Annotated in this window: 27 protein-coding genes and 1 riboswitch; of the genes, 13 read left to right on the top strand and 14 right to left on the bottom strand. The window is 73.5% G+C overall.

The features are described from left to right. Nucleotides 1-29: 29 nt before the first annotated feature. The 8 genes from sufU to DFI_RS09770 all read right to left on the bottom strand — a co-directional run bounded on the left by sufU (nt 30) and on the right by DFI_RS09770 (nt 7,414). Nucleotides 30-491, bottom strand: a complete 462-nt coding sequence (gene sufU / locus DFI_RS09805; RefSeq protein ID WP_022801473.1) for a Fe-S cluster assembly sulfur transfer protein SufU — start codon at nt 489-491, stop codon at nt 30-32. 24 nt (nt 492-515) lie between these two features. Then, entirely contained in the window at nt 516-944 is a 429-nt protein-coding gene (locus DFI_RS09800; protein ID WP_027462980.1) for a CoA-binding protein, read from the bottom strand. Between the two features lie 40 nt (nt 945-984). After that, nucleotides 985-2,334, bottom strand: coding sequence for a glutamate-1-semialdehyde 2,1-aminomutase (gene hemL / locus DFI_RS09795; protein ID WP_051307761.1), 1,350 nt, complete (start codon nt 2,332-2,334; stop codon nt 985-987). Between the two features lie 85 nt (nt 2,335-2,419). Then, the gene (locus tag DFI_RS09790; RefSeq protein WP_027462978.1) at nt 2,420-3,103 is read right to left on the bottom strand and encodes a hypothetical protein; all 684 of its coding nucleotides are present in this window, start codon (nt 3,101-3,103) and stop codon (nt 2,420-2,422) included. A 4-nt stretch (nt 3,104-3,107) separates the two neighbouring features. Beyond that, a complete protein-coding gene (locus DFI_RS09785) occupies nt 3,108-3,764 on the bottom strand; it encodes a thiamine diphosphokinase (RefSeq protein ID WP_051307759.1) in 657 nt (218 codons plus the stop codon). Beyond that, a complete protein-coding gene (locus tag DFI_RS09780) occupies nt 3,761-4,753 on the bottom strand; it encodes an ABC transporter ATP-binding protein (protein WP_027462977.1) in 993 nt (330 codons plus the stop codon). The genes DFI_RS09785 and DFI_RS09780 overlap by 4 nt, the downstream gene beginning before the upstream one ends. 32 nt (nt 4,754-4,785) lie before the next feature. After that, nucleotides 4,786-6,333, bottom strand: a complete 1,548-nt coding sequence (locus DFI_RS09775) for an ABC transporter permease (RefSeq protein ID WP_043778041.1) — start codon at nt 6,331-6,333, stop codon at nt 4,786-4,788. Between the two features lie 46 nt (nt 6,334-6,379). Further along, the gene (locus tag DFI_RS09770) at nt 6,380-7,414 is read right to left on the bottom strand and encodes a thiamine ABC transporter substrate-binding protein (RefSeq protein ID WP_027462975.1); all 1,035 of its coding nucleotides are present in this window, start codon (nt 7,412-7,414) and stop codon (nt 6,380-6,382) included. Nucleotides 7,415-7,461: 47 nt separating this feature from the next. Further along, nucleotides 7,462-7,562, bottom strand: a riboswitch (TPP riboswitch). 78 nt (nt 7,563-7,640) lie between these two features. Here DFI_RS09770 and DFI_RS09765 point away from each other — a divergent pair. The 3 genes from DFI_RS09765 to DFI_RS09755 are packed head-to-tail and all read left to right on the top strand — an operon-like array spanning nt 7,641 to nt 9,805. After that, nucleotides 7,641-8,087: an NUDIX domain-containing protein gene (locus DFI_RS09765; protein WP_027462974.1), complete on the top strand. Its 447-nt coding sequence runs from the start codon at nt 7,641-7,643 to the stop codon at nt 8,085-8,087. Nucleotides 8,088-8,118: 31 nt separating this feature from the next. Continuing rightward, nucleotides 8,119-8,829 carry a phosphatidylserine decarboxylase gene (locus DFI_RS09760; RefSeq protein WP_051307757.1) on the top strand — a complete coding sequence of 237 codons (711 nt, stop codon included), beginning with the start codon at nt 8,119-8,121 and terminating at the stop codon, nt 8,827-8,829. A gap of 40 nt (nt 8,830-8,869) precedes the next feature. Beyond that, complete coding sequence (locus DFI_RS09755) at nt 8,870-9,805, top strand: hypothetical protein (protein ID WP_022801482.1); 936 nt, start codon at nt 8,870-8,872, stop codon at nt 9,803-9,805. A 10-nt stretch (nt 9,806-9,815) separates the two neighbouring features. Here DFI_RS09755 and DFI_RS09750 read toward each other — a convergent pair whose 3' ends face one another. From DFI_RS09750 to DFI_RS09740, 3 genes are all read right to left on the bottom strand, one after another. Then, nucleotides 9,816-11,063, bottom strand: coding sequence for an MFS transporter (locus tag DFI_RS09750; protein WP_081425832.1), 1,248 nt, complete (start codon nt 11,061-11,063; stop codon nt 9,816-9,818). Between the two features lie 21 nt (nt 11,064-11,084). Then, complete coding sequence (locus DFI_RS09745) at nt 11,085-11,537, bottom strand: hypothetical protein (protein ID WP_027462971.1); 453 nt, start codon at nt 11,535-11,537, stop codon at nt 11,085-11,087. Nucleotides 11,538-11,826: 289 nt separating this feature from the next. Further along, nucleotides 11,827-12,291: an Hsp20/alpha crystallin family protein gene (locus tag DFI_RS09740; protein WP_027462970.1), complete on the bottom strand. Its 465-nt coding sequence runs from the start codon at nt 12,289-12,291 to the stop codon at nt 11,827-11,829. Nucleotides 12,292-12,638: 347 nt separating this feature from the next. Between DFI_RS09740 and DFI_RS09735 the strand changes: the two genes are divergently transcribed. The 7 genes from DFI_RS09735 (at nt 12,639) to hisIE (ending at nt 18,018) form a co-directional block, all read left to right on the top strand. After that, a complete protein-coding gene (locus tag DFI_RS09735; protein ID WP_027462969.1) occupies nt 12,639-13,115 on the top strand; it encodes a hypothetical protein in 477 nt (158 codons plus the stop codon). A gap of 132 nt (nt 13,116-13,247) precedes the next feature. After that, the gene (pyrR, locus tag DFI_RS09730) at nt 13,248-13,805 is read left to right on the top strand and encodes a bifunctional pyr operon transcriptional regulator/uracil phosphoribosyltransferase PyrR (protein ID WP_022801488.1); all 558 of its coding nucleotides are present in this window, start codon (nt 13,248-13,250) and stop codon (nt 13,803-13,805) included. Next, the gene (locus DFI_RS09725; RefSeq protein WP_022801489.1) at nt 13,802-14,743 is read left to right on the top strand and encodes an aspartate carbamoyltransferase catalytic subunit; all 942 of its coding nucleotides are present in this window, start codon (nt 13,802-13,804) and stop codon (nt 14,741-14,743) included. The genes pyrR and DFI_RS09725 overlap by 4 nt, the downstream gene beginning before the upstream one ends. A 50-nt stretch (nt 14,744-14,793) precedes the next feature. After that, nucleotides 14,794-15,165, top strand: coding sequence for a hypothetical protein (locus DFI_RS09720; RefSeq protein WP_027462968.1), 372 nt, complete (start codon nt 14,794-14,796; stop codon nt 15,163-15,165). A 24-nt stretch (nt 15,166-15,189) separates the two neighbouring features. Then, complete coding sequence (locus DFI_RS09715; RefSeq protein WP_043778033.1) at nt 15,190-16,455, top strand: dihydroorotase; 1,266 nt, start codon at nt 15,190-15,192, stop codon at nt 16,453-16,455. Nucleotides 16,456-16,588: 133 nt separating this feature from the next. Further along, nucleotides 16,589-17,368: an imidazole glycerol phosphate synthase subunit HisF gene (gene hisF, locus DFI_RS09710; RefSeq protein WP_027462966.1), complete on the top strand. Its 780-nt coding sequence runs from the start codon at nt 16,589-16,591 to the stop codon at nt 17,366-17,368. A gap of 35 nt (nt 17,369-17,403) precedes the next feature. Beyond that, nucleotides 17,404-18,018 (top strand): bifunctional phosphoribosyl-AMP cyclohydrolase/phosphoribosyl-ATP diphosphatase HisIE, encoded by a 615-nt coding sequence (hisIE, locus tag DFI_RS09705; protein ID WP_420810879.1) that lies wholly within the window; start codon nt 17,404-17,406, stop codon nt 18,016-18,018. Between the two features lie 12 nt (nt 18,019-18,030). Here hisIE and DFI_RS09700 read toward each other — a convergent pair whose 3' ends face one another. Then, complete coding sequence (locus DFI_RS09700) at nt 18,031-18,840, bottom strand: GNAT family N-acetyltransferase (RefSeq protein ID WP_027462964.1); 810 nt, start codon at nt 18,838-18,840, stop codon at nt 18,031-18,033. A gap of 48 nt (nt 18,841-18,888) precedes the next feature. Then, a complete protein-coding gene (nucS, locus tag DFI_RS09695; protein ID WP_027462963.1) occupies nt 18,889-19,644 on the bottom strand; it encodes an endonuclease NucS in 756 nt (251 codons plus the stop codon). A 54-nt stretch (nt 19,645-19,698) separates the two neighbouring features. Here nucS and DFI_RS09690 point away from each other — a divergent pair, with 54 nt between their 5' ends. From DFI_RS09690 to DFI_RS09680, 3 genes are read left to right on the top strand one after another with little or no spacing between them, the layout of a single operon-like run. After that, on the top strand, nt 19,699-20,262 hold the full coding sequence (locus DFI_RS09690; RefSeq protein ID WP_051307755.1) for a 5-formyltetrahydrofolate cyclo-ligase: 564 nt from the start codon (nt 19,699-19,701) through the stop codon (nt 20,260-20,262). A gap of 28 nt (nt 20,263-20,290) precedes the next feature. After that, on the top strand, nt 20,291-21,457 hold the full coding sequence (locus tag DFI_RS09685) for a DUF885 domain-containing protein (protein ID WP_081425831.1): 1,167 nt from the start codon (nt 20,291-20,293) through the stop codon (nt 21,455-21,457). A gap of 39 nt (nt 21,458-21,496) precedes the next feature. Beyond that, complete coding sequence (locus DFI_RS09680; protein WP_022801498.1) at nt 21,497-23,464, top strand: serine/threonine-protein kinase; 1,968 nt, start codon at nt 21,497-21,499, stop codon at nt 23,462-23,464. A gap of 39 nt (nt 23,465-23,503) precedes the next feature. On the opposite strand, the gene glpX is transcribed toward DFI_RS09680, so the two are convergent. Continuing rightward, nucleotides 23,504-24,508 carry a class II fructose-bisphosphatase gene (gene glpX, locus DFI_RS09675; RefSeq protein WP_022801499.1) on the bottom strand — a complete coding sequence of 335 codons (1,005 nt, stop codon included), beginning with the start codon at nt 24,506-24,508 and terminating at the stop codon, nt 23,504-23,506. Nucleotides 24,509-24,633 lie beyond the last annotated feature (125 nt).

Genomic DNA, 24,633 nt, shown 5'->3' with positions numbered 1-24,633 from the left:
GTCGTCGGGCACCGGGCAGGCGGGCCGGCTCAGTCCTCGGTGGTGGCGCGGCCCTCGCCTTTCAGCATGACCTCCAGCGTCTGCCAGGGCAGGCTGGCGCACTTGGTGCGGGTCGCCAGGGCACTCACGCCCTGCAGCGCCGCGAGGTCGCCCAGGTCGGCGGGGGCGTCCCCGGTGCGGAGCATCTGCCGGAAGCGTTCGGCGAGGTCCAGCGCCTCGGCGGGCGTCCTGCCTTTCACGGCCTGCGTCATCAGGCTGGCGCTGGCAGTGCTGATCGCGCAGCCCTTGGCAGTGAACTGCACCGCCTGCAGGTGGTCGCCCTCCAGTTTCAGCTGCAGCTGCAGCTGGTCGCCGCAGCTGGGGTTGTGGCCGCCTTCGGTGTGGGTGGCGCCGGGCAGGTCGCCGTAGTTGCGGGGGTGGCGGGAGTGTTCCAGGATGACCTGTTTGTAGAGGGTTTTCAGGGCGTCCATCCGGCCGGTCGTGTTGGTCATGGGGGTCTCGTGTGGGGCGGGAACTCAGAGGAGGGCGCGGTGGTCGGCGAGCATGCAGCGGTCCTGCACCACGCTGATGCCGCGCTGCATCAGGGCCTGGGCGGTGGCGTCGTCGCGGATGCCGAGCTGCAGCCACACCACCTTCGGCAGCGGGGCCATGCTCAGGATGTCCGGCAGGTGCTCGTGCACCCGGTCGCTGCGGCGGAAGATCTCCACCACGTCCACGGGGGTGGTGATCTCGGCCAGGGAGGCCACCGCTCGCACGCCGAAGAACGATTCGCCCCGCGCGGCCAGGGCCGGGTTCACGGGAATCACGGTGTAGCCCTGGCGGTACATGTACTCCGGCACGTAGTGCGCGGGTTTCATGGTGTCGCGGTGAAAGCCGACCACCGCGATGACCTTGTGGTCCTGGAGGACGCGGATGATGTCGGGCGTCTGTTCGATCAGGGTCATGGGCGGCCTCGGCGGGGGGACAGGGCGGCAGGAAGCGGCATCACAGCTCTTTATAGGCGCCGCGGGCGGCTTCCAGTGTGGCGTTCAGCTCAAGGTCGGTATGCGCCGCACTCACGAAGATGCTCTCGAACTGCGACGGTGCCCAGTAGATGCCCCGGGCGAGCAGGTGCTGGAACCACGCCGCGAACGCCTTCGTGTCGCTGGGCGCCGCCTGCGCGTACGTGCGGATGCCGCCGGGCGCGTCCACGAAGAACGCCGTGAGCATGGAGCCCACGTGGTTCACGGTGAGGGGCACCCCGGCCTTCGCCGCGATGTCCTTCAGGCCGGCCGCGAGCTGCGTGGTGTACGCCTCCAGCCGGGCGTACAGCTCCGGGTCCGCTTCCAGTTCGCGCAGCGTGGCGAGGCCCGCGGCCATCGCCAGCGGGTTCCCGCTGAGGGTGCCGGCCTGGTACACCGGGCCCTGCGGGGACACGAAGTCCATGATCTCGGCCCGGCCGCCGTACGCGCCGACCGGCAGGCCCCCGCCGATGATCTTGCCCCAGCAGGTCAGGTCCGGCTGCAGGCCCAGCAGGCCGGTCGCGCCGTTCAGGGACAGCCGGAAACCGGTCATGACCTCGTCGGCGATCAGGACCACGCCGCGGTCCTTCACGCGGTGCAGCGCGGCCAGGAATTCCGGCGTGGGAATCAGCACGCCCGCGTTGCCCACCACCGGCTCGAAGATCACGGCGGCGATCTCATGCCCGCGTTCCTGCATCAGGGCGTCCAGCGCGGCGGGGTCGTTGTACTCGCTGACCAGCGTCAGGGCGGCGTACTCGGCCGGCACGCCCGCGCTGCTGGGGGCGGCGGCGCCCAGCGCGTCGGCGTTCGTGAGCAGGCCGCTGCCGGCCTCCACCAGCAGGCCGTCGGCGTGCCCGTGGTAGTTCCCGCGGAACTTCAGGATGAAATTCCGGCCCGTGAAGCCCCGCGCCAGCCGCAGGGCGCTCATGGTGGCCTCCGTGCCGCTGTTCACGAACCGCACGCGCTCCGCGCCGGTCAGGCGGGTGACGAGTTCGGCCAGTTCCACCTCGCCCTCGCCGGGCGCGCCGAAACTCGTGCCGCGCAGCAGCGCTGTCCCAATGGCGTTGCGCACGGCCGGGAAGTCGTGCCCCAGGATCATGGGGCCCCACGACCCGATGTAGTCCACGTACCGCGTGCCGTCCGCGTCGGTCAGGTACGCGCCGTGCGCCTCGCGGATGAACCGGGGCGTGCCGCCCACGCTGCGGAAGGCCCGCACGGGGCTGTTCACGCCGCCGGGCGTGACCGCCTTCGCGCGGGCGAACAGCCGCTCGGACTGCGTGGTGCTCGGCGGCAACGGAACGTCGGTCGGAACGCTGCTGGGGGGCGTGGTCATGCCGCCCAACCTACCGGAAACCCATGAGGAAGTGCGTCCCCCACCCGCGTGACCGGCTGGGGGACGCCTGAGGATCGGAGGGGGATTACAGGCCCAGCAGGCCCGCCGCGGCCGTCTGCTGCAACTCCGCGCGGAAGGGTTCCACCAGCGCGCGTTCCTCGGGCGTGGCCGCCACCACGGTGCGGTTCAGGTCCGGCATCCGGCCCTGCTGCACGGCCTCGGCCGCCTGCGCGAAATCGATGTTCGGCAGGCCCAGCGCCCGGTTCACGGTCGCGCGGACCACCGCGTACCGCTCGGCGCTCATGTTCTCCTTGTTCAGCTGCGCGCCTTGCGCGGCGCGGGCCTGGTTCACGCTGCCGGTGGTGTTGCGCAGCACGGTGAACACCTGAAGCAGGTTCGGCGTCTGCCCGTTCTGGATCTGCGTCCACACGTTCTGCAGCTCCGTGAAGCTGCCGCCCAGCGCCTGCGCCGCCTGACGCCGCACCCGCACGAACGCCTGCACGTCCGCCTTCGTGACGGGCGCGTTCACGGTGCCCGGGGTGGAAGGCGCGCTGCTCCCACCGTTCCCGCCGGGAAGCTGGGGCACGTTCACGCCGCTGCCGCCCGGCGTGGGGTTCGTCTGCGACTGCGCGGGGCCGGTGCGCATGCCGTTCAGGAAGTCCTGCGCAGGTTTCAGCACGAACAGCCACGCGGCGCCCAGCAGGGCCGCGATGATCAGAAGACTGCCCCCACAACCGAGGCAGCCGCATCCAGGTCCACGACGTGTCATACGTTCAGGGTACGGGTTCGTCCTGAGGATGGTTCCCGGGCGCTGCCGGGGTCAGGGCCGTGACCAGCGCCTGCCCACCCGCCAGCGCGGCCATCACCGGCCCGCCCACGACCTCGTTGCTGACCGTCCAGCCGCTGCCCAGCGGCACGTCCGCGCCTTCCAGCGGCCAGCGCACGCCGCGCAGCGTCAGGCCCCGCAGGTCGGCCACCGCCAGCACGCTCAGGGTCACCCCGGCCTCCAGCGACCGGACCAGCGGCGCGCCCGGCAGCAGCGGCCACGCCCACTCGTCCCCGCTGGTCAGCGTAACGGCGTGCCCCTCCCGCACCAGCCGCAGCCCCCCCAGCATCAGCGCCGCCGCGTGATCGAAGCGGCCCCCGAACGCCCCCACGAACACCAGTTCCCGCGCGCCGCGGGCCAGCGCCACCCGGGCGGCCAGTTCCGCGTCCGTCTGGTCCTTCGCGGCCGGGTGCACCTCCCGCGGGGCGTCCACGTGCACGCCCTGCGAACTGTCGAAGTCGCCGACCCAGGCGTCCACCCGCACGCCCAGCGCCGCCGCGTGCCGCGCCCCGCCGTCCGCGGCCACCACCAGCGCCGGGCGGGGCAGGGCCTCCAGCGCCGGGGTGCGCACCAGCCGCCCGCCCACCAGAATCCAGGCCGTCACGCGCTCCCCCCGCTGGCTGACGCTGGCCGGTCGTCCGGGACGCGCTGCACCCGGCCCTCGTCCACCCATAGGGTCAGGGTGCCCCCGGCGAGGGCCGCCTCCCGCGCGCTCAGGTGCAGTGTCAGCGGGCCCAGCGCGTGCGCCACGGTGACCGTCTCACCCGCCTCGGTGCCCTGCCGGGCCGTGACCGGCCACGCCTCGCCCACGCCCAGCTGCGCGGCGTCCTCCGGCACCAGCAGCGCCTCCCCCGGCCCCCCCGGGAGCACGTTCGCCCAGCCCAGGAACGCCGCCACCCACGCCGTCGCGGGCCGCGCGAACACCTCCGCGGCCGCGCCCACCTGCACGACCTCACCCGCGCGCATGACCGCCACCCGGTCCGCCAGGGCCAGGGCTTCGCGCTGGTCGTGCGTGACCAGCAGCACCCCCGCGTCCAGGCGGTGAAACAGGGCCCGCAGGTCCACGCGCAGTTCGGCGCGCAGCTGCTCGTCCAGGTTGCTGAGCGGCTCGTCCAGCAGCAGCAGCGGCGAGTGCGTCGCCAGCGCGCGGGCCAGGGCCACCCGCTGCTGCTGCCCGCCCGACAGCTGCGCCGGCCGGCGACCGGTCAGGTCCGGCAGGTTCACCAGCTCCAGCGCCTCCCGCACTCTGGCTTCGGCCTCCGCCCGGCGCAGCCCCCGCACCCGCGGGCCGTACGCCACGTTGTCCAGCACGCTCAGGTGCGGGAACAGCGCGTAATCCTGGAACACCAGCCCCAGGTGCCGCGCCTCCGGCGCTTCCCCGGTCACGTCCCGCCCGCCGACCCGCACCCGGCCCGCGTCCGGGCGTTCCAGGCCCGCCACGCAGCGCAGCGCGGTGCTCTTCCCGCACCCGGACGGCCCCAGCAGCGCCAGCGTCTCCCCGCGCGCCACCCCCAGCGTCACGTCCCGCAGCGCCTGCACCGGCCCGAACGCCTTGCTGAGGTGCTCGGCGTGCAGGGCGTCAGCGGGCGGCATGCCGCCCAGGGTACGACGCGGGCCGGGCGGGCTCACGTGACCTCGCCCTCCCCGCCGTCCAGCACGGTGAACGCCGCGGCGGACAGCAGCAGCAGCACGGTCGCCAGGGCGCAGGCCTCGCCCAGGTTCCGTTCGCCGGGCCGGCCCAGGCGCTCGTACAGGCCGGTGCTGAGGGTCGCCCACTCCGGGCGGGTCAGGACCAGGGTCGCGCCGAACTCGCCCAGCACGGTCGCCAGCGCCAGCGCCGACCCGCCGCGCAGGGCGGGCAGGACCAGCGGGAAGGTCACGGTCCGGTGCGCGGTGAACCCGCCCGCGCCGAGCGTCCGGGCGGCCTCCAGCAGCCGCGGCGGCACCGCCCGCAGGGCCGGCAGCGCCGAGCGGATCACCAGCGGCAGCGCCAGCAGCACGTACGCGGCGATCAGCAGGGGCAGCGTGGCCGCCAGCACCGGGTACGCCAGCAGGTACCCCACCGCCAGGCTGACGGGGGAGACCATCAGCGGCAGCAGCGAGACCACGTCCAGCGCCCGGGACCGCGCCAGCCACGCGCCCCAGGCGTACAGGCCGCCCAGAATGCCGGCGCCCAGCAGCGCCATCAGCCCGAAGCGCACGGTGTTCCACACCAGCAGGGGCGTGTCCTCGCCGGCCAGCACGCCCTGCCAGTACGCAAGGGTGGGGCCGGCCGACCCGAGCAGCCCTCGGGCCACCACGGCCGCCAGCGGCGCGAAGCACACCAGGACCGTCACGGCCCCCAGAGCCAGGAGCGCCCACGCCGCCCCGCCGCGTGCGCGGGGCAGCCCGCCGGCCGGCACGCCCACCCCGCCGCGCGTGAGGTGCGTGTACACCCACGTCGCCACCAGGGTGAGCAGCAGCTGCCCGGCGATCAGGGCGCTGGCCTCCGACAGCCGGAGCTGCAGGGCCGTCAGGGTGTAGATCTCGACCTCCAGCGTGGCGTACCGCTCGCCGCCCAGCGCCAGGGGCAGCCCGAAACTCAGGGCCGAGTACAGGAACACCAGCACCGCGCCTGCCGCGAGCCCCGGCAGGGCCAGCGGCAGCGCCACGTCCAGCGCGGCGCGGGTGGCCCCGGCGCCCAGCGACCGCGCCGCGCCGATCAGGCTGGGCGGCACGCGCGAGAACCCGCCGTACCCCAGGCGGATCATCACCGGCAGATTAAAGAAGAGGTTCCCCAGCACCAGCAGCGCGGGCGTGTCCGACAGGTCCAGGCCGGTCAGGCGCGTGACCCAGCCCTGCGGGCCCAGCAGCGCCGAGAGGCCCAGCACCGCCACCAACGTGGGCGTGACGAAGGGCAGCAGCAGCAGCCGCAGGAACAGTGCCTTGCCCGGCGCCTCATAGCGCGACAGCAGGTACGCCAGCGGCGCGCCCAGGAGCAGCGCCGCCAGGGCCGTCACGCCCGCCTGCGCCAGCGTCCAGCCCAGCCGGCCCAGGAAGTACGGGTCGCGCCACACCCCCAGGTTCACGCCGCCTTCGGCCAGGGTGCGGCCCAGCGGAACCGCCAGGAACAGCGCCGTGAACAGCAGGGCTGGCAGCGCCAGCAGCCAGCCGGCCAGCCGCGACCCGGTCACCGGGCCGTCCTGTGCGTGGCGGGCTGCATGCGCGCGGGGGCCAGTCTCAGCGGGCGCGCAGGACGTCCGTCACCCAGGCGTCCACCAGCCGCTGCGGGTTGGCGGTCACGGCCGCGTTCACCTTCGCCGCCGCGGGCGTCTGCGCAAACCGGAACACCGGGTCCAGCTTCACGCCGCCCACCGCCGGGTACACCCACATGCGGGTGGGCAGGTCCGCCTGCACGCCGGCGCCCAGCATGAAATCCACGAACTTGCGGGCCAGGGCGGGCTGTTTGGCGCCCTTCAGGATGCCCACGCCTTCCAGCTGCAGCCAGGTGCTGCCCGGCAGCAGCAGGTTCGCGGTGGGGCTTTCCTTCGGGGGCCGCGCGGCGCTGTACCCGTCGGCGTAGTACACCTCGGCGGCGGGGCTGCTGGCGTAACTGAGCACGATGGGGTACTTCCCGCCGCCGCGGGTGAAGTCCTTGTAGTACGCGTCACTCCAGCCGCGCACGACCTTCAGGCCGCCCTGGCGCGCCTCGCGCCACCACGCCCAGGCGCCCGCCTCGCCGTAGTGGTTCACGGTGGCGAGCAGGAACGCCAGGCCGGGGCTGCTCGTGGCCGGGCTGGGCACCACGGTCAGGCGCGCGTACTCGGGTTTCTTCAGATCGTCCAGCGACTTCGGGAGGGGCAAGCCGGTCTTCGCGAAGGCCGCGCGGTCGTAGTTCAGGGCCACGAACCCGTAATCCACGGTGTTCAGCAGCCCCGCGTCGTCCAGGCGGTACGCGGCCGGGACCTTCGCGGTCAGCGGCGAGCGGTACGCCTGCAGCAGGTCCATCTGCCGGGCGCGGGCGAGCAGGCTGTTGTCCAGGCCGTACACCACGTCCGCGACCGGCGCGCGGCGCGTGAGCACCAGGCGGTTCAGGAGCTCCCCGGCGTCCCCGCCCTTCACGAAGCGCACCCGGGCGTTATTGGCCTTCTCGAAGGCCGCCACGAGTTTCTTGTCGAGGTCGAAGCTGTCGTGCGTGATCACGGTCAGCGTGGTCTGGGCGGCGGCGGTCTGAGCGCCGAGGGCCAGAACGGTGGAAAGCAGGATGGTCCGCATGAAAAATCCCCCTCGCGTCACGAGAGGGGAGGTCCTGACCCGGACGGTGGCCGGGCCGGTCACACTCCCTCCGCCGGTATGACCCGGTTCAGGTTCCTTGGGTGTGTCTCAGCCCCACTTCTGCCGCGGGGCACCCCAGGTGACGCAGCGCGGAGCATAGCGCACCGCCCGCCCCCCCGCGGCCCCGGCCGCACCTTTCGTCCCGCCGGGCGGTACGCTGCCGCGCATGGACCTCACGCTGGTCGTCTGGACGTTCCTGCAGGACGCGCAGGGCCGGTTGCTGCTCGGCCGCCGCGAGGGCACCCGGTACGCCGCTGGCCTGTGGAACCTGCCGGGCGGACGGGTCGAGCCCGGCGAGCCCCTTGCGCAGGCCGCCGCCCGCGAGGTGCGCGAGGAGGTGGGGCTGCACGTCCGCCCGCAGGACCTGGAGTGCCTGGGCGTGGCGAGATACGACCTGACCGGCGCGGCCGGGCAAGGCCCGGCACGCGGCGTGGACTTCTTCTTCCTGGCCCGCACCTGGACCGGCGAGCCCCGGGCCCTGGAGCACACGGGCGAACTCGGGTGGTTCGCGCCGGATGCCCTGCCCGCCAACAGCCTGCCGTGGCTGCCGGCCGCCGTGGAGGCGCACCTGCTGCGCCGCGAATGGCTGACCGAAACCGTGCACCCCGCCTGACGCCACGCCGGGCAGGGCTACACTGCACGCCATGCGTGTTCCCCGACGGGTGTGGATGCTGGCCGCGGCAGGCGCCGCCCTGACGTACGGCCGGGCGGTGCACCGCTACCGTGACCCCGTGCGGCTGGCGCGGCCCGGCCCCGGTGAGCTGCTGGCCCCGGCCGACGGGCGCGTGGCGTTCGTGCGGCGCGTGACCGGCGGCCGCCTGGACGTGCCCGGCCTGAACGGCCCGCTGGACGCCGCCGACCTGCTGGGCGCCCCCGCCGGCCTTGCGGACGGCTGGCTGCTGGGCGTGCACGTGGGCGCGCTGGACGTGCGTTTCGTGACCGCCCCCCTGGCCGGGGCGGTGGAGGCCGCGCCATTTCACGGCAGCCGTGTGAACGTGCCGCTGGCCGGCCCACTGGCGACCCTGACCGGCCCGGCCGGGAACCTGCTGGCCGGGCGGGGCACGCTGGAAAACGAACGCCTGACCCTGCGCCTGACGGGGCCGGACGGCACACCGGTCACACTGGCACTGGTCGCGCCGGGCCGGGCCCTGAACGCCCGCCGGTACGTGACTCCGGGAGACGCTGTGCAGGCCGGCGTGAAGCTCGCCTTCCTGCCGGAGGGCGCCCTGGTCCTGCTGCACGTCCCGGAGGCGTTCGTGCCGCAGGTCAGCGTGGGCGGACGCGTGCAGGCCGGCCTCACCCCGCTGGCCCGGCGCGGCGAGCAGGGCACTGAAGGAGCCCCGGCAACGGTGTGACCGGCCCGCCCCTGCGTATGCTGGACGGTGGACCCGTCCCATGACCGACCGAACCCCCGACCGCACCGACCGCCACGCCACCACCGAACGCGTCGTGGAGCGCCTCACCGCCGACCGCAAGGTGCGCGCGCTGGCGCAGGCCGGCAGTTACGGCACGGACGAGCAGTGGACCGGCAGCGTGCCCACCTTCGTGACCTTCGAACGCGGCCTGAGCGCCGCGCAGACCGACACGCGCGCCGGCGTGACCGTGCACCGCTTCCCGTACGAGCAGCTCGAGGCCTGGCGGGACTGGGACGTGGCCCGCACGGACGCCCCGCTGGCCCTGCTGGCCACCAGCCGCGTGCTGTACGACCCCACCGGCGGGTACGGCCGCATCCAGCGCACCCTGTGGCATCTGAACCCCTCGCAGCTGGCCGCGCACCGCGCCGAACTGCTGAACACCGCCCGCGAGCAGATCCAGGCGTCCCGGCAGGCACACACCGGCCCCGGGCACGGCCCGCAGGAGGGCCTGCTGGCCCTGGCGGACGCCCGCGACATCGCCCTGGGGGCGCTGTACCCGGCGCTGCTCACGCACCTGCACCAGTGGCCGGAGTTCGAGATCCGCCTGCCGCACGCGTGGCGCGCCGCGGCCGGGCTGCGCTACCCGAAGGCGGTGTACCACCTGGAGCACCTGTATGCCTTCGGCGGGCAGGAGGAGGCGCGCCGGGTGCTGCTCGCCACGCGCGGCCTGGGCCTGCTGGATCAGGAGAAACGCGCCCGCGCCGCCTACCAGTGCGGGTATTACGACGGCGCGGTGCGCCTGTTGCGGGACGAGACGGCCCGCCTGCACCGTCCGGACCTGACCCGCTGGCCGCACCTGAGCAGCGCCCGCCGCGAGAAGCTGGGCGTGCTGCTCGGCGCCGGGCGCGCGCCGCTGGGCCCGGCCGCGCTGGAGATCGCCGGCGACCTGCTCAAGGCCGTGCAGGAAGGCGAGTAGAGAGGGAGGCTCAGTCACCGGCCGGCTGCGGCAGGGTCGGAAGTGGCCGGGCGCGGCGGGCCTCGGCGCGGGCCACCAGCGGCCAGCCCAGCGCCAGCAGCAGCAGGGCGGTGCTCAGCACGGTCATCAGGACGGCGGTGGGCACGGTCCAGCCGGCCAGGGTCGCGCCCAGCGACAGGCCCCCGGCGTTCACGCCCAGGAAGGTGCCCATCACCCGGCCGCGCACGTGGTCCGGGATGAGCTCCTGGATGCGGGTCACGGCCGCCACCTCCAGCAGGCCCAGGCCCACGCCGAACACCGCGGCCGCCGCCCACCACGCGCCCACCTGCGGCAGCGCCAGCGCCGCCGTGCCGGCCGGCAGCACCCAGCGGCTCACGCCCAGCACGCCGTCCAGCGTGAGCCGCCGCGCGAGGGGCGTGACGAGCAGGATGCCCAGCAGCACCCCGCCGGAAATCAGCATCTCGAACACCGCGTAGTCGGCCGCGCCGCGCCCGGCGGTGCGCATGAACAGCGGCGCGCGGACGTTCATCAGGTTCATGGCGAGGTTCAGCAGGAAGCTGGTGCCCACCAGGCCCAGCAGCAGCGGCGAGGCGCGCATCACGCGCGCGGCGGCGAGCAGGTCCAGGCCGGGCCCGCCGCGCCCCGGGGTGCCCACGGGCGGCAGGGTGGGGAGGGCCCGGGCGGCCACGGCCAGCGAGGCGATGAAGGGTGCGGCCAGCAGCAGCGTCTCCCCGGCGCCGAGGGCGTGCACCAGCACGCCGCCCAGCCCGTAGCCGACGAGGGGGGCGCCCATCAGGCCGCCGCTTTGCAGGCTGTTCGCCTGGGCCAGCCGCGCGGGCGGGACCAGCCGCGGCAGCAGGGCGCCGGCCGCGGTGACGCTCAGGGTGGTGAGCAGGCCGTTCAGGAACGACAGCGCCAGCAGCGCTTCCAGACTGACGGCCCCCCGCACGGTGAGCAGGCCCGCGCCAGCCACCAGCAGGGCGCGCAGCAGCGGCGCAGCCTGCAGCAGCCGCCGGGCCGGAATGTGGTCGGCGAGGCTGCCCACCAGCGGGCCCAGGAACAGCGGCAGGCTGCCGGCCAGCACGGTGGCGCCCACCGCCCCCTCCGGGTGGGCGGAGTGCAGGCCCAGCACCACGAAGGGCAGGGCGATGCTGACCACCGAGTACGCCAGGCCGGTCAGGGTGAGGCCGCCCAGGTACGCCCAGAAGGTGACGGGCAGCGGCGCGGCGGGGGGCATGGAAGCGGGGGAGGAGGGCATGCCGTCAGCGTCCGGCGTACCCTACCTGAAATGCCGCAGACGATTTTGGGTTCGTTCACCGGGGAGTGGTTCGACGTCCACACCGCCCGGCAGGCGCAGCTGCTCAGCGACAACGCCGCCCTGCGGCACTTCAAGCCCTTCATCGGCCGGACCCTCAGCGTCAGTCAGGCCGCCCGGGAACTGGGCGTGAGCACCGAGCGGATGATGTACCGCGCGCGGCAGTTCCTGCAGGCCGGGCTGCTGCACCCGGCCGGCGAGGTCCGGCGGGCCGGACGGCCCATGCGCCTGTACCGCGCGCCCGCCGGGCTGCGCGTCCCGTTCGCCCTGACGCCCTTCGAGGACCTCGAAGCGCAGGTCACCCGGCACGCCCGGGCCTTCGACCGGCTGCGGGCCCGCGCGGCGGCCCGGTCGCTGCTGACCCTGCCGGACCACGCCCGGCTGATCTACCGCGACGACCTGCGCGGCGACGTGCACTCCGAGACGTTCCTGCCGGACCCCGGCCTGCGCTCCCGGGTGATCGGCGGGGATTTCGTGGGCGTGGTGTGGCTGCCGCCGGACCGGGCGCGCGCTGCAGGCGGCGCTGGACGAGCTGCTGCTGGGCCTGGGCGCGCAGGAGTCGCGCGGGCCGGGCACGCGGCCGTACCTGGTGCAGGGGGCGCTGCTGCCGCTGGACCCGGACAACCCCGCGGAATGGAGCAGCCCGCCCGGGTGAGGTCCCGGGCGGGCGAACACCCCCCATCCGGCCGGACGGGGGAGAGGCGGGTTACTGGCTGTTCTGGTCGCTCTGACCGGCATCCACGGTGCGGTTCGGCGTGGCCTGCCCGCCGGTGCGGACGCTGATGGCGCGTTTCTGCGCGGCCTCGCTGCGGGGCACGCGGATGGTCAGGGTGCCGTGGTCGAAGTCCGCCTCGACCTTCGTGAGGTCGTACTTGGCGGGCACGCTGAAGGTGCGGGCCAGGGTGCCGTAGGCGCGTTCCACGCGGTGGGCGGTGCGGCCCTCGGTGCGGGCGTACTTGCGTTCGGCCTGCACGGTCAGGGTGTTGTTCTCGGCCTCGATCTGGATGGCGTCCGGTTGCACGCCGGGCAGGTCCAGGGTGAGTTCCAGACCGGTCTCGTCCTCGTGGACGTCCACGGGCGGGGACAGGCGGGCGCTCTGGGTGCCGCCCAGGGCGCGGTCCATGCGCTGGGACAGTTCCTCGATCTCGCGGAAGGGATCAAATCGCATCATCAGGGTGACCTCCTTGGATTGGAAGCGTCCGGGCATGCACACCGGCGCTCAACTGCAAGCATCCTAAAACCTGAGTGCTTGTGTGTCAAGTTTAGTGCGCGTTAAGTGTAGGCGGGCGCGCCATCGCGCGCAGCTGAATTCCGTCACTGGGTGCCCCGGCGGCCGTGTGATCGTCCCCGCGTGAGCGCCGCCTGCTGCCTGCTCCCCCTGCTGCTGACCGCCACCCCGGTCCCCCTGCCGGACGCCCTGGCACCCTGCCCTCCACCCTGCGGCGCCAGGACACCGTCCAGCTGGACGACACCCACAGCGTCACCACCTCCGAGGTCCGGGACCCTGCCCAGCCCGCCGTGACATTCACCTTCGACGCCCACCACGACCCCGTTCCCCGCGTGATCACCGGCCTGACCACCCACGCCGACCTGATATGCGACGACCGGACCGCCGAGACCGCGGCCCGCCTGCTCGGCGTCACGGCCGGCGCGTGCCTGGGCTTCACCGAGAAGACCCTGGACCGCCTGGCGACCCGGTACGAAACCCTGAACCCTGCCGCGCCCTACCACAGCTGGACCCACGGCCGGTTCGCGGCCTCCGTGCGGCTGGAGGCCTCCCTCCTGGAGGCCAACATCGGGCGCTTCGAGTTCGCGCTGCGGCGCCTGGACACGGCCCACCGGGCACCTGGCGCCGGTCCTGCACCGCCTGAACCGGCCCCTGCCCCGGCCGCTCGGGCCGGCCAGACACCCGCAAGGGATTCCGGCAGCGGACCTGTTACACTCCTGTGCGGCAAGGGGCGCCCCCGCCCCGCCTTTTTCCCAGCGATCCCGTGAGGTCGCGCCCGCCACCCCGGCGGCCTGCCCCGTGAGGCAAGGAGAAGGAGTACGCATGCACACACCCCACCCCCGCCGTCAGCCTGCGCTGAACGGCCCGTTTTTTTCATGCCTGACCCCCGGAGGCCGGGCATGACCGACCGCGCCCCCAAGGCCACCATCCTGACCGCCGACGAGATCCGCCGCGGCCTGACCCGCATCGCGCACGAGATCATCGAACGCAACAAGGGCGCCGAGAACCTCGCCCTGATCGGCGTGCACACCCGCGGCATCCCGCTCGCCGGGCGCCTCGCCGAGAAACTCAGCGAACTCGAGGGCGTGCAGGTGCCCAGCGGCATGCTGGACATCACCCTGTACCGCGACGACCTCAGCGAGGTCGCGCACCAGCCCATCATCCGCGAGACGAACGTGCCTTTTGACATCGCCCACCGCCGCGTGATCCTGGTGGACGACGTGCTGTACACCGGCCGCACCGTGCGCGCAGCCCTGGACGCCCTGATCGACCTGGGCCGCCCCGAAGGCATCCAGCTGGCCGTGCTCGTGGACCGCGGGCACCGCGAACTGCCCATCCGCGCCGACTACGTCGGCAAGAACCTGCCCACCGCCAAGCACGAGGTCGTGAAGGTGAAACTGCAGGAAACCGACGGCACCGACATCGTCGAACTGTGGGAACTGGAGGACATCCGATGACGGCCCCCGCCACCAGCGCCCGCCCCCGCCACCTGCTCGACTTTCACGACTGGACGCCCGAACGCCTGGGCGCGCTGCTCGACAACGCCGACACCATGCTCCAGGTCCTCGACCGGCCCGTGAAGAAGGTCCCGGCCCTGCAGGGCCAGACGGTGTGCGTGGCGTTCTTCGAGAACAGCACCCGCACCCGCACCAGCTTCGAACTCGCCGCCCGCCGCATGAGCGCCGACGTGTTCACCTTCGCCGCCGGCAGCAGCAGCGCCAGCAAGGGCGAAAGCCTGCGCGACACCGTCGAGGTTCTCACGCAGTACAAGGTGGACGCCTACATCGTCCGCCACCACGCCGCCGGCGCCGCCCACCTGATCGCCCGCTACAGCGGCAAACCCGTCATCAACGCCGGGGACGGCCGCCGCGCCCACCCCACCCAGGCGCTGCTGGACGCCTACACCATCCGCCAGGAGTACGGCGACCTGACCGGCAAGAAAGTCGCTATCATCGGCGACGTCCGCCACAGCCGCGTGGCCCGCAGCAACGCCGAACTGCTGCCCAAGCTGGGCGCGCAGGTCGTGCTGTGCGGCCCTGCCACCCTGCTCCCCGGCGACCTGGCCGCCCTGCCCGGCGTGACCCTGACCACCGACCCCCGCGAGGCCGTGCGCGGCGCGCACGCCGTCATGGCCCTGAGATTGCAGCAGGAACGCATGACCGCCGGGTACCTGAGTAGCATGCAGGAGTACGCCGACACCTACCAGGTGAACGAGCGCCTCATGGGGGAAGCCGAGTCCGGTGCCATCGTGCTGCACCCCGGCCCCATGAACCGCGACGTGGAAATCAGCGGCGACGCCGCCGACGGCCCCCGCAGCCGCATCCTGGCTCAGGTGGAAAACGGCCAGGCGATCCGCATGAGCGTGCTGTACCACCTGCTCGTCGGCCGGCACTGAACCCCCCCCGGCACAAAAGGCCCGCGCCCGGTCCCTACACTCGGTGAACCATGACCCGACCCCACCTGCTGCTCCTGCTGCCCTGCCTGCTGCTCACCGCCTGCAAACGCGGCGAGGTCAGCGACACCGACCGCCAGCAGACCATCCAGACGCAGGCGATCCGCTACGTGCAGATCGCCCAGGTGGCGGCCGTGAACGCCTTTGCCGAACAGGGCCAGAAGGCGCTGCCCCCCACGCCCTGCGACGACCCGATGTTCGGCCTGAAACCCGGCCGGGTCTTCACCGTGCAGTCCTGCACCCTCAGGACCGACGACCGCGGGCAGGCCACCGTGGCCGCCACCTTCAAGGAAGGCTTCGCGGTCCTCGGGGACGCCCAGGGCGTGCGCGTGGTGCCGGAAGGCGACCTGCCCCCCCTGAACTGACCACCCCTCAAGCCCAGGAGTGACATGCTGACCATCAAGAACATCAAACGCCCCGGCTCCGACACCCTGGAGTCCGTGACCCTCGAAGACGGCCTGATCAAAGGCTGGAACCTGCCCGAGCAGGGCGACGTCCTCGACGGCCGCGGCGGCACCGTCGCCCCCGCCTTCACCGAGCTGCACGCCCACCTGCGCGAACCCGGCCAGACCGAGAAAGAGGACCTGCACAGCGGCCTCGCGGCCGCCGCGGCCGGCGGGTACGGCACGGTCGTGTGCATGCCCAACACCCGCCCCGTGCTGGACGACCCGGCCCTGATCCGCAGCCTGATCGAGAAGGCCGGGCGCCTCGGCCTCGCCCGCCTGAAACCCGCCGCCGCGATCACCCGCGGGCAGAAAGGCGAGGCGCTGGCCGAACTGCAGTACCTCAAGGACGCCGGCGCCGTCATGTTCACCGACGACGGGCTCACCAACGAGAACGCCCGCGTGCTGCGCCTCGCGCTGGAAACCGCGCACGCGCTGGGCATGGTGATCAGCGTGCACGCCGAGGACGCCACGCTGCGCGCCGACGGCGTGATGAACGAGGGTCCGGTCAGCGAGGAACTGGGCCTGCCCGGCAACCCCGCGGCGGCCGAAGCGGCCCGCGTCGCCCGGGACATCGAGATCGTCGCCGGCCTGACCGCGCAGGGCCGCCCCGCCCGGCTGCACGTGCAGCACCTCAGCACCGCCCGCGCGCTGGACCTCGTGCGTGACGCGAAGAAACGCGGCCTGCCGGTCACCTGCGAGGTCTGCCCGCACCACCTGGACCTCACCGACGAGAAGCTGCGGACCTTCGACGCCATGTACAAGGTCGCGCCCCCCCTGCGCACCCAGGCCGACGCCGAGTACCTCCTGGGGGGCCTGCTGGACGGCAGCGTGGACTGCCTCGCCACCGACCACGCCCCCCACACCAAAGCCGAGAAGGAACGCGACCTGCTCGAAGCGCCCAGCGGCATCGCGTACATCGAACTGGCCTTCCCGCTCATGTGGACCCGCTTCGGGCACCGCCTGGGCCTGGACAAACTGCTGGACCTGATGACCGCCGCCCCGGCGCGCGTGATGGGCTGGCCCCAGCCCTCCCTGGACGCCGGCGCGCCCGCCGACCTGGTCGTGCTGGACCTGGACACCGAACGCGAAGTGAACCCGGCCGAGTTCAAGAGCAAGGCCAAGTTCACGCCCTGGCAGGGGCAGACCCTCCGGGGCTGGCCGACCCTCACCGTGGTGGACGGCCGGGTCGCCTACCAGCGCGAAGGCTGAGCCGCACAGGATGGGGACCGGGCAGGCGCGCGTCTGCCCTGTCCCCTGTCCTCTTTCCTCTGGCGCGGCGTTCCCGGGCACTGCCCTAGCCGTGCCGGGGGTCCGGGGCCGCGGTGCCCGTAGACTGCCGGGCGTGTTGACGCGGCGCATCATTCCCTGCCTGGACGTGCAGAACGGGCGCGTGGTGAAGAACGTGCGGTTCTTCGAGGACCACCGCGACGCCGGCGATCCCCTCACCCTCGCCCGCGCGTACGAGGTCCAGCAGGCCGACGAACTCGTGTTCTACGACATCACCGCCACCCACGAGGGCCGCAGCCTGATGCTGGACGTGGCCGTGCAGGTCGCCGAGCAGGTCATGATGCCCCTCACCATCGGCGGCGGCATCAATGCCCTCACGGACTTCCGGCAGCTGCTGCACGCCGGCGCGGACAAGATCAGCGTGAACAGCGGGGCCCTGACCCGCCCCGAGCTGATCCGCGAGGCCAGCGACCACTACGGCGCGCAGTGCGTGATGCTCAGCATCGACGCCAAGCGCCGCCCCGGCGGCGAGGGCTGGACCGTGCACCGCGCCGGCGGCCGCGTGGACACCGGCCTGGACCTGATCGAATGGGCCACCCGCGGGCAGGCGCTCGGCGCCGGCGAGATCTGCCTGAACGTCATGGATGCCGACGGCACCCGCGCCGGCTTCGACCTGCACGCCACCCGCGCCGTGTCCCGCGCCGTGGACATCCCCGTGATCGCCTCCGGCGGCGCCGGGAAACTGCAGGACTTCCGCGACGTGCTCACCACCGGCGAGGCCGACGCCGCCCTGGCCGCCAGCGTGTTCCACTTCGGCGAGCTGACCGTCCCGCAGGTGAAGGCCTACCTGGCTGCCGAGGGCCTCCCCGTGCGGCCCGAATGGAGAGAACAGTGAACCCCGACACCCTGACCTGGCCCGAGAACGGCCTGATGCCCGTCGTGACCCAGGACGCCCGCACCGGCGCCGTGCTGATGCAGGCCTACGCCGACCGCGCCGCCCTGGACCGCACCCTCGCCACCCGCGAGGCCACGTACTACAGCCGCTCCCGGCAGGCGCAGTGGGTGAAGGGCCAGACCAGCGGCCACACCCAGCAGGTCGTGAGCGTGCACACCGACTGCGACGGCGACAGCCTGCTGTACCGCGTCATTCAGGCCGGCCCCGCCTGCCACACCGGCGAGTACAGCTGCTTCCACGCGCCGCTGCTGGAGGGCACGCTGCCCGACCCGGGCCTGGACGGCACCCTGGAGCGCGTGTACGCCACGATCACTGAGCGTCTCGCCACCCTGCCGGAGCAGAGTTACGTGGCCCGGCTGCACGCCGGCGGCTTGGACCGCGTCCTGAAGAAGATCAGCGAGGAGGCCGGTGAGGTGCTGCTCGCCGCGAAGAACGAGGACCGCGCCGAACTCGCCACCGAGGCCGCCGACCTGTTCTTCCACTCCCTGTTCGCGCTGGCGGAACTGGGCGTCACCCCCGGCGACGTGGCCGCCGTGCTCCAGGCGCGCGAGGGCAGGACCGGCCTGAAGGGCCCCAAGGAAGTCGGTTAAGCCCGCCCTGGCCTAGGCTTCCCGCACCAGTTCCGTCTCGGTGCCCACGACCATCCCGCCAAAGCGCGCCATCAGCGCCCGTGACGCCGCGTTCCCGGCATCCACCTCGGCGGTCACCCGGTCGGCCCCACGCACCGCCCACACGGTCAGGACCCGGGCGAGCAGGGCCGCGGCCAGGCCCTGGCCCCGCCACCCGGGCAGGACCCCCACCAGGCCCAGCCGGGGCCGGGGGCGCGGCCCGTTCCACACGCGGATCAGGCCCACATTTTCCGCTCCGGCCCGGGCGATCAGGTAACACTCCGGGTCGAAGTACGGCGAGTGGTGGTTCTCCTCCAGGAACCAGTCGGGCGCGGCCGTCCAGCCGTCCGTGCCGGGCACCTCGTCCCGCAACCGGGTGTCCAGGGCCATGACCTCCACCGGGGGCACGTCGGCGGCGCTGAGCACCTCCACGCCGGCCGGCAGAGGCACGTCGTGGGGCCGGGCGGGCAGCTCGTACAGCCGGTCCGTGCGGGCCGGGCGGAACCCCAGGTCCTCCAGCACCGCCTGCGGCGTGGCGTCCCGGACGGTCGTCACGGCCGGGCCGGGCACCTGCGCCAGCAGCGGGGCCCAGGCGTCCTGCCGGCACCGCTCGAAGAACAGCCTGACCCGGCCGTCCGGCGAACGCCACGGAAACAGGGCGCCCACCACGGCGGCCCCGTCCCAGGCCAGCCACCCCTCCCGCCCCTCGGCGTCCTCACGCAGGGCGGCTGCAGGCGTGCCGGTCCAGGCGGACAGGGCGATCACGTCGCCCGGGGTGAAGGGCCGGATGTCCAGGGAGGGCATGAGGGCATTGTTGAACCCGGCCCCGGCCGCGGCAATACGTTCCCTGGCCTACTGGAACAGCAGCGGCTGAAGCGCCTCCTCCTGCACCTGCGGCAGCGCCTCGATGCGCCGGAACTCCAGCCCGGCCGCCTCCAGGGCCCGCAGGGCCGGGGTGGTGATGTCCGGCGCGGCCAGAATCCCGCGCACCACGCCCGGCACCTGCGGCTGCACGGCGCCCACGTAGCGGCTGAGCTGGTGCACGGCCTCGTGCCCGGCCTTGCCGCGCTTGAGTTCCACGATCACGTACCGCCCCTGCGCGTCCCGGGCGTACAGGTCCAGGCCGCCCACCCCGATCAGCAGCTCCCGGTCCAGCACGGTCAAGCCCGGCTCGATCACCTCCGGGTGGCGGGCCAGGGCCTCCTGCATCTGCGCTTCCGTGCCCTGCAGCAGGAACAGCGCGTCGTCCGTGAGGGTCAGGGCGCTGACCAGCGCGCAGCTCAGCACCCGCACCCGCACCACCTCGGCCGGGCTGCGGCGCTCGGCGTGCAGCAGCACGCACCCGTCCTCCAGGTCCGCCTGCAGGAAGTCCGTTCTCGGCTGCCAGTTCACGGGTTTCACGCCGCGCGGGCCGTGCACCTGCAAGGACCCGTCGGCCTTGACGATCACGAACCGGTCCCCGGCCTCGGCCATGCTGGCCGCCCGGCCCGCGTACATGACCTCCAGTTCCCCCGCCAGGTGCAGGGTCACGCCGCCGGCATGGACGTGCTCCCGCAGGAAGGCCAGCAGTTCGGCGGGGGTGGGGTGGGTCAGCACGGCACGCAGCACGCGCCGGAGCATACCGGACCGCGCCGCCGGGCAGCGCTGGGCGATACTGGCCCCATGAGCCTCCCGCACTCCCCGCCGCCGGCCGTGACCGCCCCGAAGGATACCTGGCGCGTCTGGGCCCGCCAGACCCGGGCGCCGCTGCCGGACGTGTCGGCGGCGGTCGTGGCGCACCTGCGGCCCTTCCTGGCCGGTCGCGGCGTGCGGCGGGTGCTGGCGTACCGCGCCATGCCCGGCGAACCGGACGTGTCGGCGCTGGACACCGGGTTCGAGCTGCTGACCACCCGCACCCGCTACCGGCCCGAGCGGCACCTCACCCTGCACCCCTGGGACACCGCCACGGAGCAGAGCGCCTTCGGGATGCTCCAGCCGCCCGCCACCGCGCCCCGCGTGCCGCTGGCGTCCGTGGACGCCGTTCTGCTCCCCGCCCTCGCCTTCGACCACACGGGCGTGCGCCTGGGGTACGGCGGCGGCTTCTACGACCGGCTGCTGCCCGGGTACGCGGGCCTGATCGTCGGGGTGTGTCCGGCGGCGCTGCTCGTGCCCGCCCTGCCCACCGAACCGCACGACGTGCGCGCCTCCCACCTCGCCACCGAGACCGGAGTGCGCCCCACCCACTGATCCCTGGGCGGGCCGTATGCTGCCGGGCATGCAGATCGCCGAACGGTACGCGCGCCTCGCGCACGCCCTGGACGCCCACCGCCCCGGATTCATCGACGGGTACGCCGGCCCTGACGCCTGGGCGGACCGCACCCCGCGCCCCGCCGCCGACCTGATCCGCGAGGCCGCCGACCTTCAGGCCCGCGTGCAGGACGTCGCGGAACCCGAGCGCCGCGAGTGGCTGGCCGCGCAGGCCCGCGCGATGCACACCGTGGCCCGCATCATCGCCGGCGAGGCCGTGCCGTACGCGCAGGAAGTGCGGGACCTGTACGACATCGAACCCACCCGCGCCGACCTCGCCGCGCTGGACGCCTCCTTGCAGGCCATGGACGCCGCCCTGCCCGGCGCCGGCACCCTGGAACAGCGCCGCAGCGCCCTGCGCGACTGCGTGACCGTGCCCGTGAGCGACCTGCTGCGCGTGGCCGAGCCCATCCTGGTGGAGCTCCGCACCCGCACGCAGGCCGCCTTCGGCCTGCCGGACGGTGAGGACTTCCAGATCCGCCTCGTCACCGACAAGCCCTGGGGCGGGTACAACTGGCCGCTCGGGAACCTGAAAAGCCTGATCGAGCTGAACACCGACCTCCCCGTGGCGCTCACCGGCCTGCCCGACCTGCTCGCGCACGAGGGTTACCCGGGGCACCACACCGAGCACGCGACCAAGGAAGCCCGGCTGGTGCGGGAACTCGGCTGGCAGGAACACCACCTGCAGCTCCTGAACGCCCCCGAGTGCGTGGTCTCGGAGGGCGTCGCCGTGAACGCCCTGCGCACCCTGATGACCCGCGAGGAGGAACGCGACTGGCTGACCGGCGACCTCGCCCGCGTCGCCGGCCTGGACCCGCAGGACGTGCAGGCCATGCTGACCGTGAACGAACTGCAGGCCAACCTCAAGGGCGTGAACGCCGAGGCCGCCATGCGCCTGTTCGAGGACGGCCACCCCGAGGCGGAGGTGCTGGACTTCCTGAGGCACTACGGCGGCGTGGACGACGCCCGCGCCCGCAAGAGCCTGGAATTCATCACCCAGCCCACCCTGCGCGCCTACATCTTCACGTACCCCGTCGGCGCGGAACTCGTGAAGGGCGTCCTCGACCGCGAGGGCACGGCCGGCTTCCGCCGCCTGCTGCGCGAACCGGTCACGCCCGGACAGCTGCGCGGGTAAGCGGGGCCGTGGGGCGGGCCGCGCTACACTCGCGCTGGCATGCCGCTTGACGTAGGCACGACACTTTCCGGACGGTACGACCTGCTGGCCCTGCTCGGCGAGGGCGGCAGCGCCCGCGTGTTCCGCGCCCACGACCAGGTGGTGGACCGCGAGGTGGCGGTCAAACTCATGCACGCGCACTCGGCCGACTCGGACCGGGCGCGCTTCCTGCGCGAGGCGCGGACCCTGGCGCGCATGGCGCACCCGGGCGTGATCAGCGTGCTGGACCTGGGCCAGGAGCAGGGGAGCGGCACCCCCTTTTTCACCATGCCGCTCATGACCGGCGGGCCCATCACCGCCCTCGGGCCGCTGGAGGACGCCCCGGCGCCCCTGGCGCGCTTCCTGACGGCCGCGGCGTTCGCGTTCCGGGCGCTGCACTACGTGCACGCGCAGGGCGTCACGCACCGCGACCTCACCCCCGGGAACGTGCTGCTGGACGGCGCGGGCGTGCCCCGCATCATGGATTTCGGGCTGGTGGCCCTCACCGAGTTCACGCGGCACCTCACGCGCAGCGGCGTGACGCTGGGCACCCCGGCCTACATGGCGCCCGAACAGGCGCGCGGCGCCGGCGTGGGGCCGCTCAGCGACCTGTACGCGCTGGGCGCCGTGCTGTACCGCGTGGCGTGCGGCGTGCCGCCCTTCATCGGGGACAGCGACCAGAGCGTGCTGTACCAGCACGTGTACGAACGCGTCCCCGACCCCCGTGACGTGAACCCGGCCGTGCCGGACGCGGTCGCGCGGGTGCTGCTGGCCCTGCTGTCCAAGCAGCCGGAGCACCGCCCGGAGAGCGGCGCGGCCGCCGCGCACCTCTGGGCGCTCGCCCGCCGGGACCTGTGGGCCTGCCACGCCCGCGGGCAGTACCGCGGGGGCCGCACCCGCACGGGCGAACAGGCCGACGGCCCGGCGCGCGTCACGCACCTGCGCGAGGCCTGGAGCGTGCCGCTGCCCGGCGAGGTCACCTGGCCGGCCGCCGTGATGGGCGAAAACGACCTGATCTGCGTCGGCACGCGAGGCGGGCAGCTCGTCCTCACGCACGCGTCCGGCCGGCCGTTCGCCACGTACGCCGCCCGCGACGAGGTGACCGCGCCCGCCACCTTCCACAACAGCCACGTGTACTTCGGCGCCTGGGACGGCACGCTGCGCCGCGTGGACCTGAACACCGGCGCCGTGCAGTGGACCTATCAGGCCCGCGCGGAACTCACGGGCGCGCCCACCCTGTGGGCCGGGCGGGTGCTGGCCGCCAGCCGCGACGGGCACCTGCACGCCCTGGACGCCCGCACCGGCGCCCTGCAGTGGGCCTACCGCGCAGGTGGCCCGGTGGCGGCCAGCCCGATCATCTGGGCGAACGCCGCCCTGATCTGCGACGAGAGCGGCTGGCTGCACGCCCTGGACGCCCGCACCGGCACGCCACTGTGGAAGGCGGAGGTCGGCACCGTGCACGGCACGCCCGCCCTGCTGCCCACCGACATGGGCGAGGCGACCCTGGTCGTCGCCACCTGGGAAGGCGAGGTGCACGCCCTGGGCCTCACGGTGGAGGGCGGGCGGGTGCAGCTCAAGGGCGCGGAGCCCACCCGCTGGACGTACGACCTGGAGGACGAGGTGTGGGCCTCCCCGGCCCTCACGCCGCACGCGGGCGGCCTGGCGATCCTGGCCGGGTGGGGCGGCACGGTGCGGGCCCTGCGCCTCGCGGACGGCGAGGACGTCTGGACGCACCGCCTGCAGGGCCGCGTGACGGCCAGCCCGGTGATCAGCGCGGGGCTGGTGTTCCTGGCCTCCGAGGACGGGGAACTGGTCGCGCTGGACGCGCACACCGGCGCGCCCCGCTGGGTGCGCACCGAACGGCAGGGGGTGCAGGCGACCCCACTGGCCGCGGACGGGACGCTGTACGTGGCGTTCATGAACGGCACGCTGCGCGCCTACCGCAACATGCCGCCGGACGCGCAGACGGACATCTCTCCACTGCCCTGAACCAGGCCTTTCCGCCAGTTCAGGGCAACGGGCGGCCGGTCAGACGCGGATGGTCACGCGGGCGTGGTCCTCTTCCAGGTGGATCGAGTCGATGAAACGCACCACGCGCGTGGCGTACCCCATCACCAGCGTGTGCGTGCGCGCCCCGCCCGCGAAGCGCCGCACGCCGTTCAGCAGCTCGCCGTACGTGATGCCGGTCGCGCTGAACACCATCTGCTTGCCGGGCGCGAGTTCATCTGTCCGGTAGATCCGGCGCTCGTCCACGCCCATCTTCGCGAACCGTTCGCGCTGCTCGTCGTTCTCCGCGATGAAACGGCCCTGAATCTCCGCGCCCAGGCACTTGCACGCCGCGGCGCTCAGCACACCCTCCGGCGCGCCACCCGAGCCCATCAGGGCGTGCACGCCACTGCCGCGCACGCCCACGGCCAGCCCGGCGATCACGTCGCCGTCCCCGATGAGCTTCACGCGGGCGCCCGTCTGCCGCACGCGGCGGATCAGGTCGGCGTGCCGCTCGCGGTCCAGGATGGTGATCAGCAGGTCGTCCACGTCACGCTCCAGCGCCTGCGCGAGTGCGGCTACGTTCGCCTCCACCGGCCAGTCCAGGTTCACGCGGCCGGCCGCGGGCGGCGGGACGATCAGCTTGTCCATGTAGCAGTCGGGCGCGTGCATCAGCCCGCCGCGCTCGGACAGCGCAATCACGGCGATGCCGTTCGGGAGGCCCTTGGCGGTCACGGTGGTGCCCTCCACGGGGTCCACGGCGATGTCCACCTCATACTGGCCGGTGCCGAGCTCCTCGCCGATGTACAGCATGGGCGCCTCGTCCATCTCGCCCTCGCCGATCACCACGCGGCCGCGGATGTCCAGGGAGTTCAGCAGGGCGCGCATGGCCTCGGTGCCGGCGCCGTCCACGGCGATCTTGTCGCCCATGCCCATCACGCGGCTGGCGGCCAGCGCGGCCCCCTCGGTGACCCGCGCCGTTTCCAGCACCAAAGCGTGCTCAAAATTCTGGTCCTGCCCGCCACTCGCCTGCCGTTTCACCGTCATGCCCTGAACCTAACACGCCCCCAGGCCCTCTTCCGCGCTGGGAGCGATTCCAGCGCGGAGCTTCAGGCAGTCCGAGTCCTGAGCCTATGCAAGCGTCCGGCATCGCTGTAAGGCCGGTACGCATA

Origin of the sequence: Deinococcus ficus, assembly GCF_003444775.1 — a bacterium.
Taxonomy (GTDB): Bacteria; Deinococcota; Deinococci; order Deinococcales; family Deinococcaceae; genus Deinococcus; species Deinococcus ficus.
The sequence above is the reverse complement of the archived record's forward strand: the minus strand, read 5'-3'. Positions and strand labels throughout refer to the sequence as shown.

Coding starts and splice junctions, on each gene's coding strand:
- sufU (WP_022801473.1), bottom strand. CDS start 491: ATGACCAACACGACCGGCCGGATGGACGCCCTGAAAACCCTCTACAAA.
- DFI_RS09800 (WP_027462980.1), bottom strand. CDS start 944: ATGACCCTGATCGAACAGACGCCCGACATCATCCGCGTCCTCCAGGAC.
- hemL (WP_051307761.1), bottom strand. CDS start 2,334: ATGACCACGCCCCCCAGCAGCGTTCCGACCGACGTTCCGTTGCCGCCG.
- DFI_RS09790 (WP_027462978.1), bottom strand. CDS start 3,103: ATGACACGTCGTGGACCTGGATGCGGCTGCCTCGGTTGTGGGGGCAGT.
- DFI_RS09780 (WP_027462977.1), bottom strand. CDS start 4,753: ATGCCGCCCGCTGACGCCCTGCACGCCGAGCACCTCAGCAAGGCGTTC.
- DFI_RS09770 (WP_027462975.1), bottom strand. CDS start 7,414: ATGCGGACCATCCTGCTTTCCACCGTTCTGGCCCTCGGCGCTCAGACC.
- DFI_RS09765 (WP_027462974.1), top strand. CDS start 7,641: ATGGACCTCACGCTGGTCGTCTGGACGTTCCTGCAGGACGCGCAGGGC.
- DFI_RS09760 (WP_051307757.1), top strand. CDS start 8,119: ATGCGTGTTCCCCGACGGGTGTGGATGCTGGCCGCGGCAGGCGCCGCC.
- DFI_RS09755 (WP_022801482.1), top strand. CDS start 8,870: ATGACCGACCGAACCCCCGACCGCACCGACCGCCACGCCACCACCGAA.
- DFI_RS09750 (WP_081425832.1), bottom strand. CDS start 11,063: ATGCCCTCCTCCCCCGCTTCCATGCCCCCCGCCGCGCCGCTGCCCGTC.
- DFI_RS09740 (WP_027462970.1), bottom strand. CDS start 12,291: ATGATGCGATTTGATCCCTTCCGCGAGATCGAGGAACTGTCCCAGCGC.
- pyrR (WP_022801488.1), top strand. CDS start 13,248: ATGACCGACCGCGCCCCCAAGGCCACCATCCTGACCGCCGACGAGATC.
- DFI_RS09725 (WP_022801489.1), top strand. CDS start 13,802: ATGACGGCCCCCGCCACCAGCGCCCGCCCCCGCCACCTGCTCGACTTT.
- DFI_RS09720 (WP_027462968.1), top strand. CDS start 14,794: ATGACCCGACCCCACCTGCTGCTCCTGCTGCCCTGCCTGCTGCTCACC.
- DFI_RS09715 (WP_043778033.1), top strand. CDS start 15,190: ATGCTGACCATCAAGAACATCAAACGCCCCGGCTCCGACACCCTGGAG.
- hisIE (WP_420810879.1), top strand. CDS start 17,404: ATGCCCGTCGTGACCCAGGACGCCCGCACCGGCGCCGTGCTGATGCAG.
- DFI_RS09700 (WP_027462964.1), bottom strand. CDS start 18,840: ATGCCCTCCCTGGACATCCGGCCCTTCACCCCGGGCGACGTGATCGCC.
- DFI_RS09690 (WP_051307755.1), top strand. CDS start 19,699: ATGAGCCTCCCGCACTCCCCGCCGCCGGCCGTGACCGCCCCGAAGGAT.
- DFI_RS09685 (WP_081425831.1), top strand. CDS start 20,291: ATGCAGATCGCCGAACGGTACGCGCGCCTCGCGCACGCCCTGGACGCC.
- DFI_RS09680 (WP_022801498.1), top strand. CDS start 21,497: ATGCCGCTTGACGTAGGCACGACACTTTCCGGACGGTACGACCTGCTG.
- glpX (WP_022801499.1), bottom strand. CDS start 24,508: ATGACGGTGAAACGGCAGGCGAGTGGCGGGCAGGACCAGAATTTTGAG.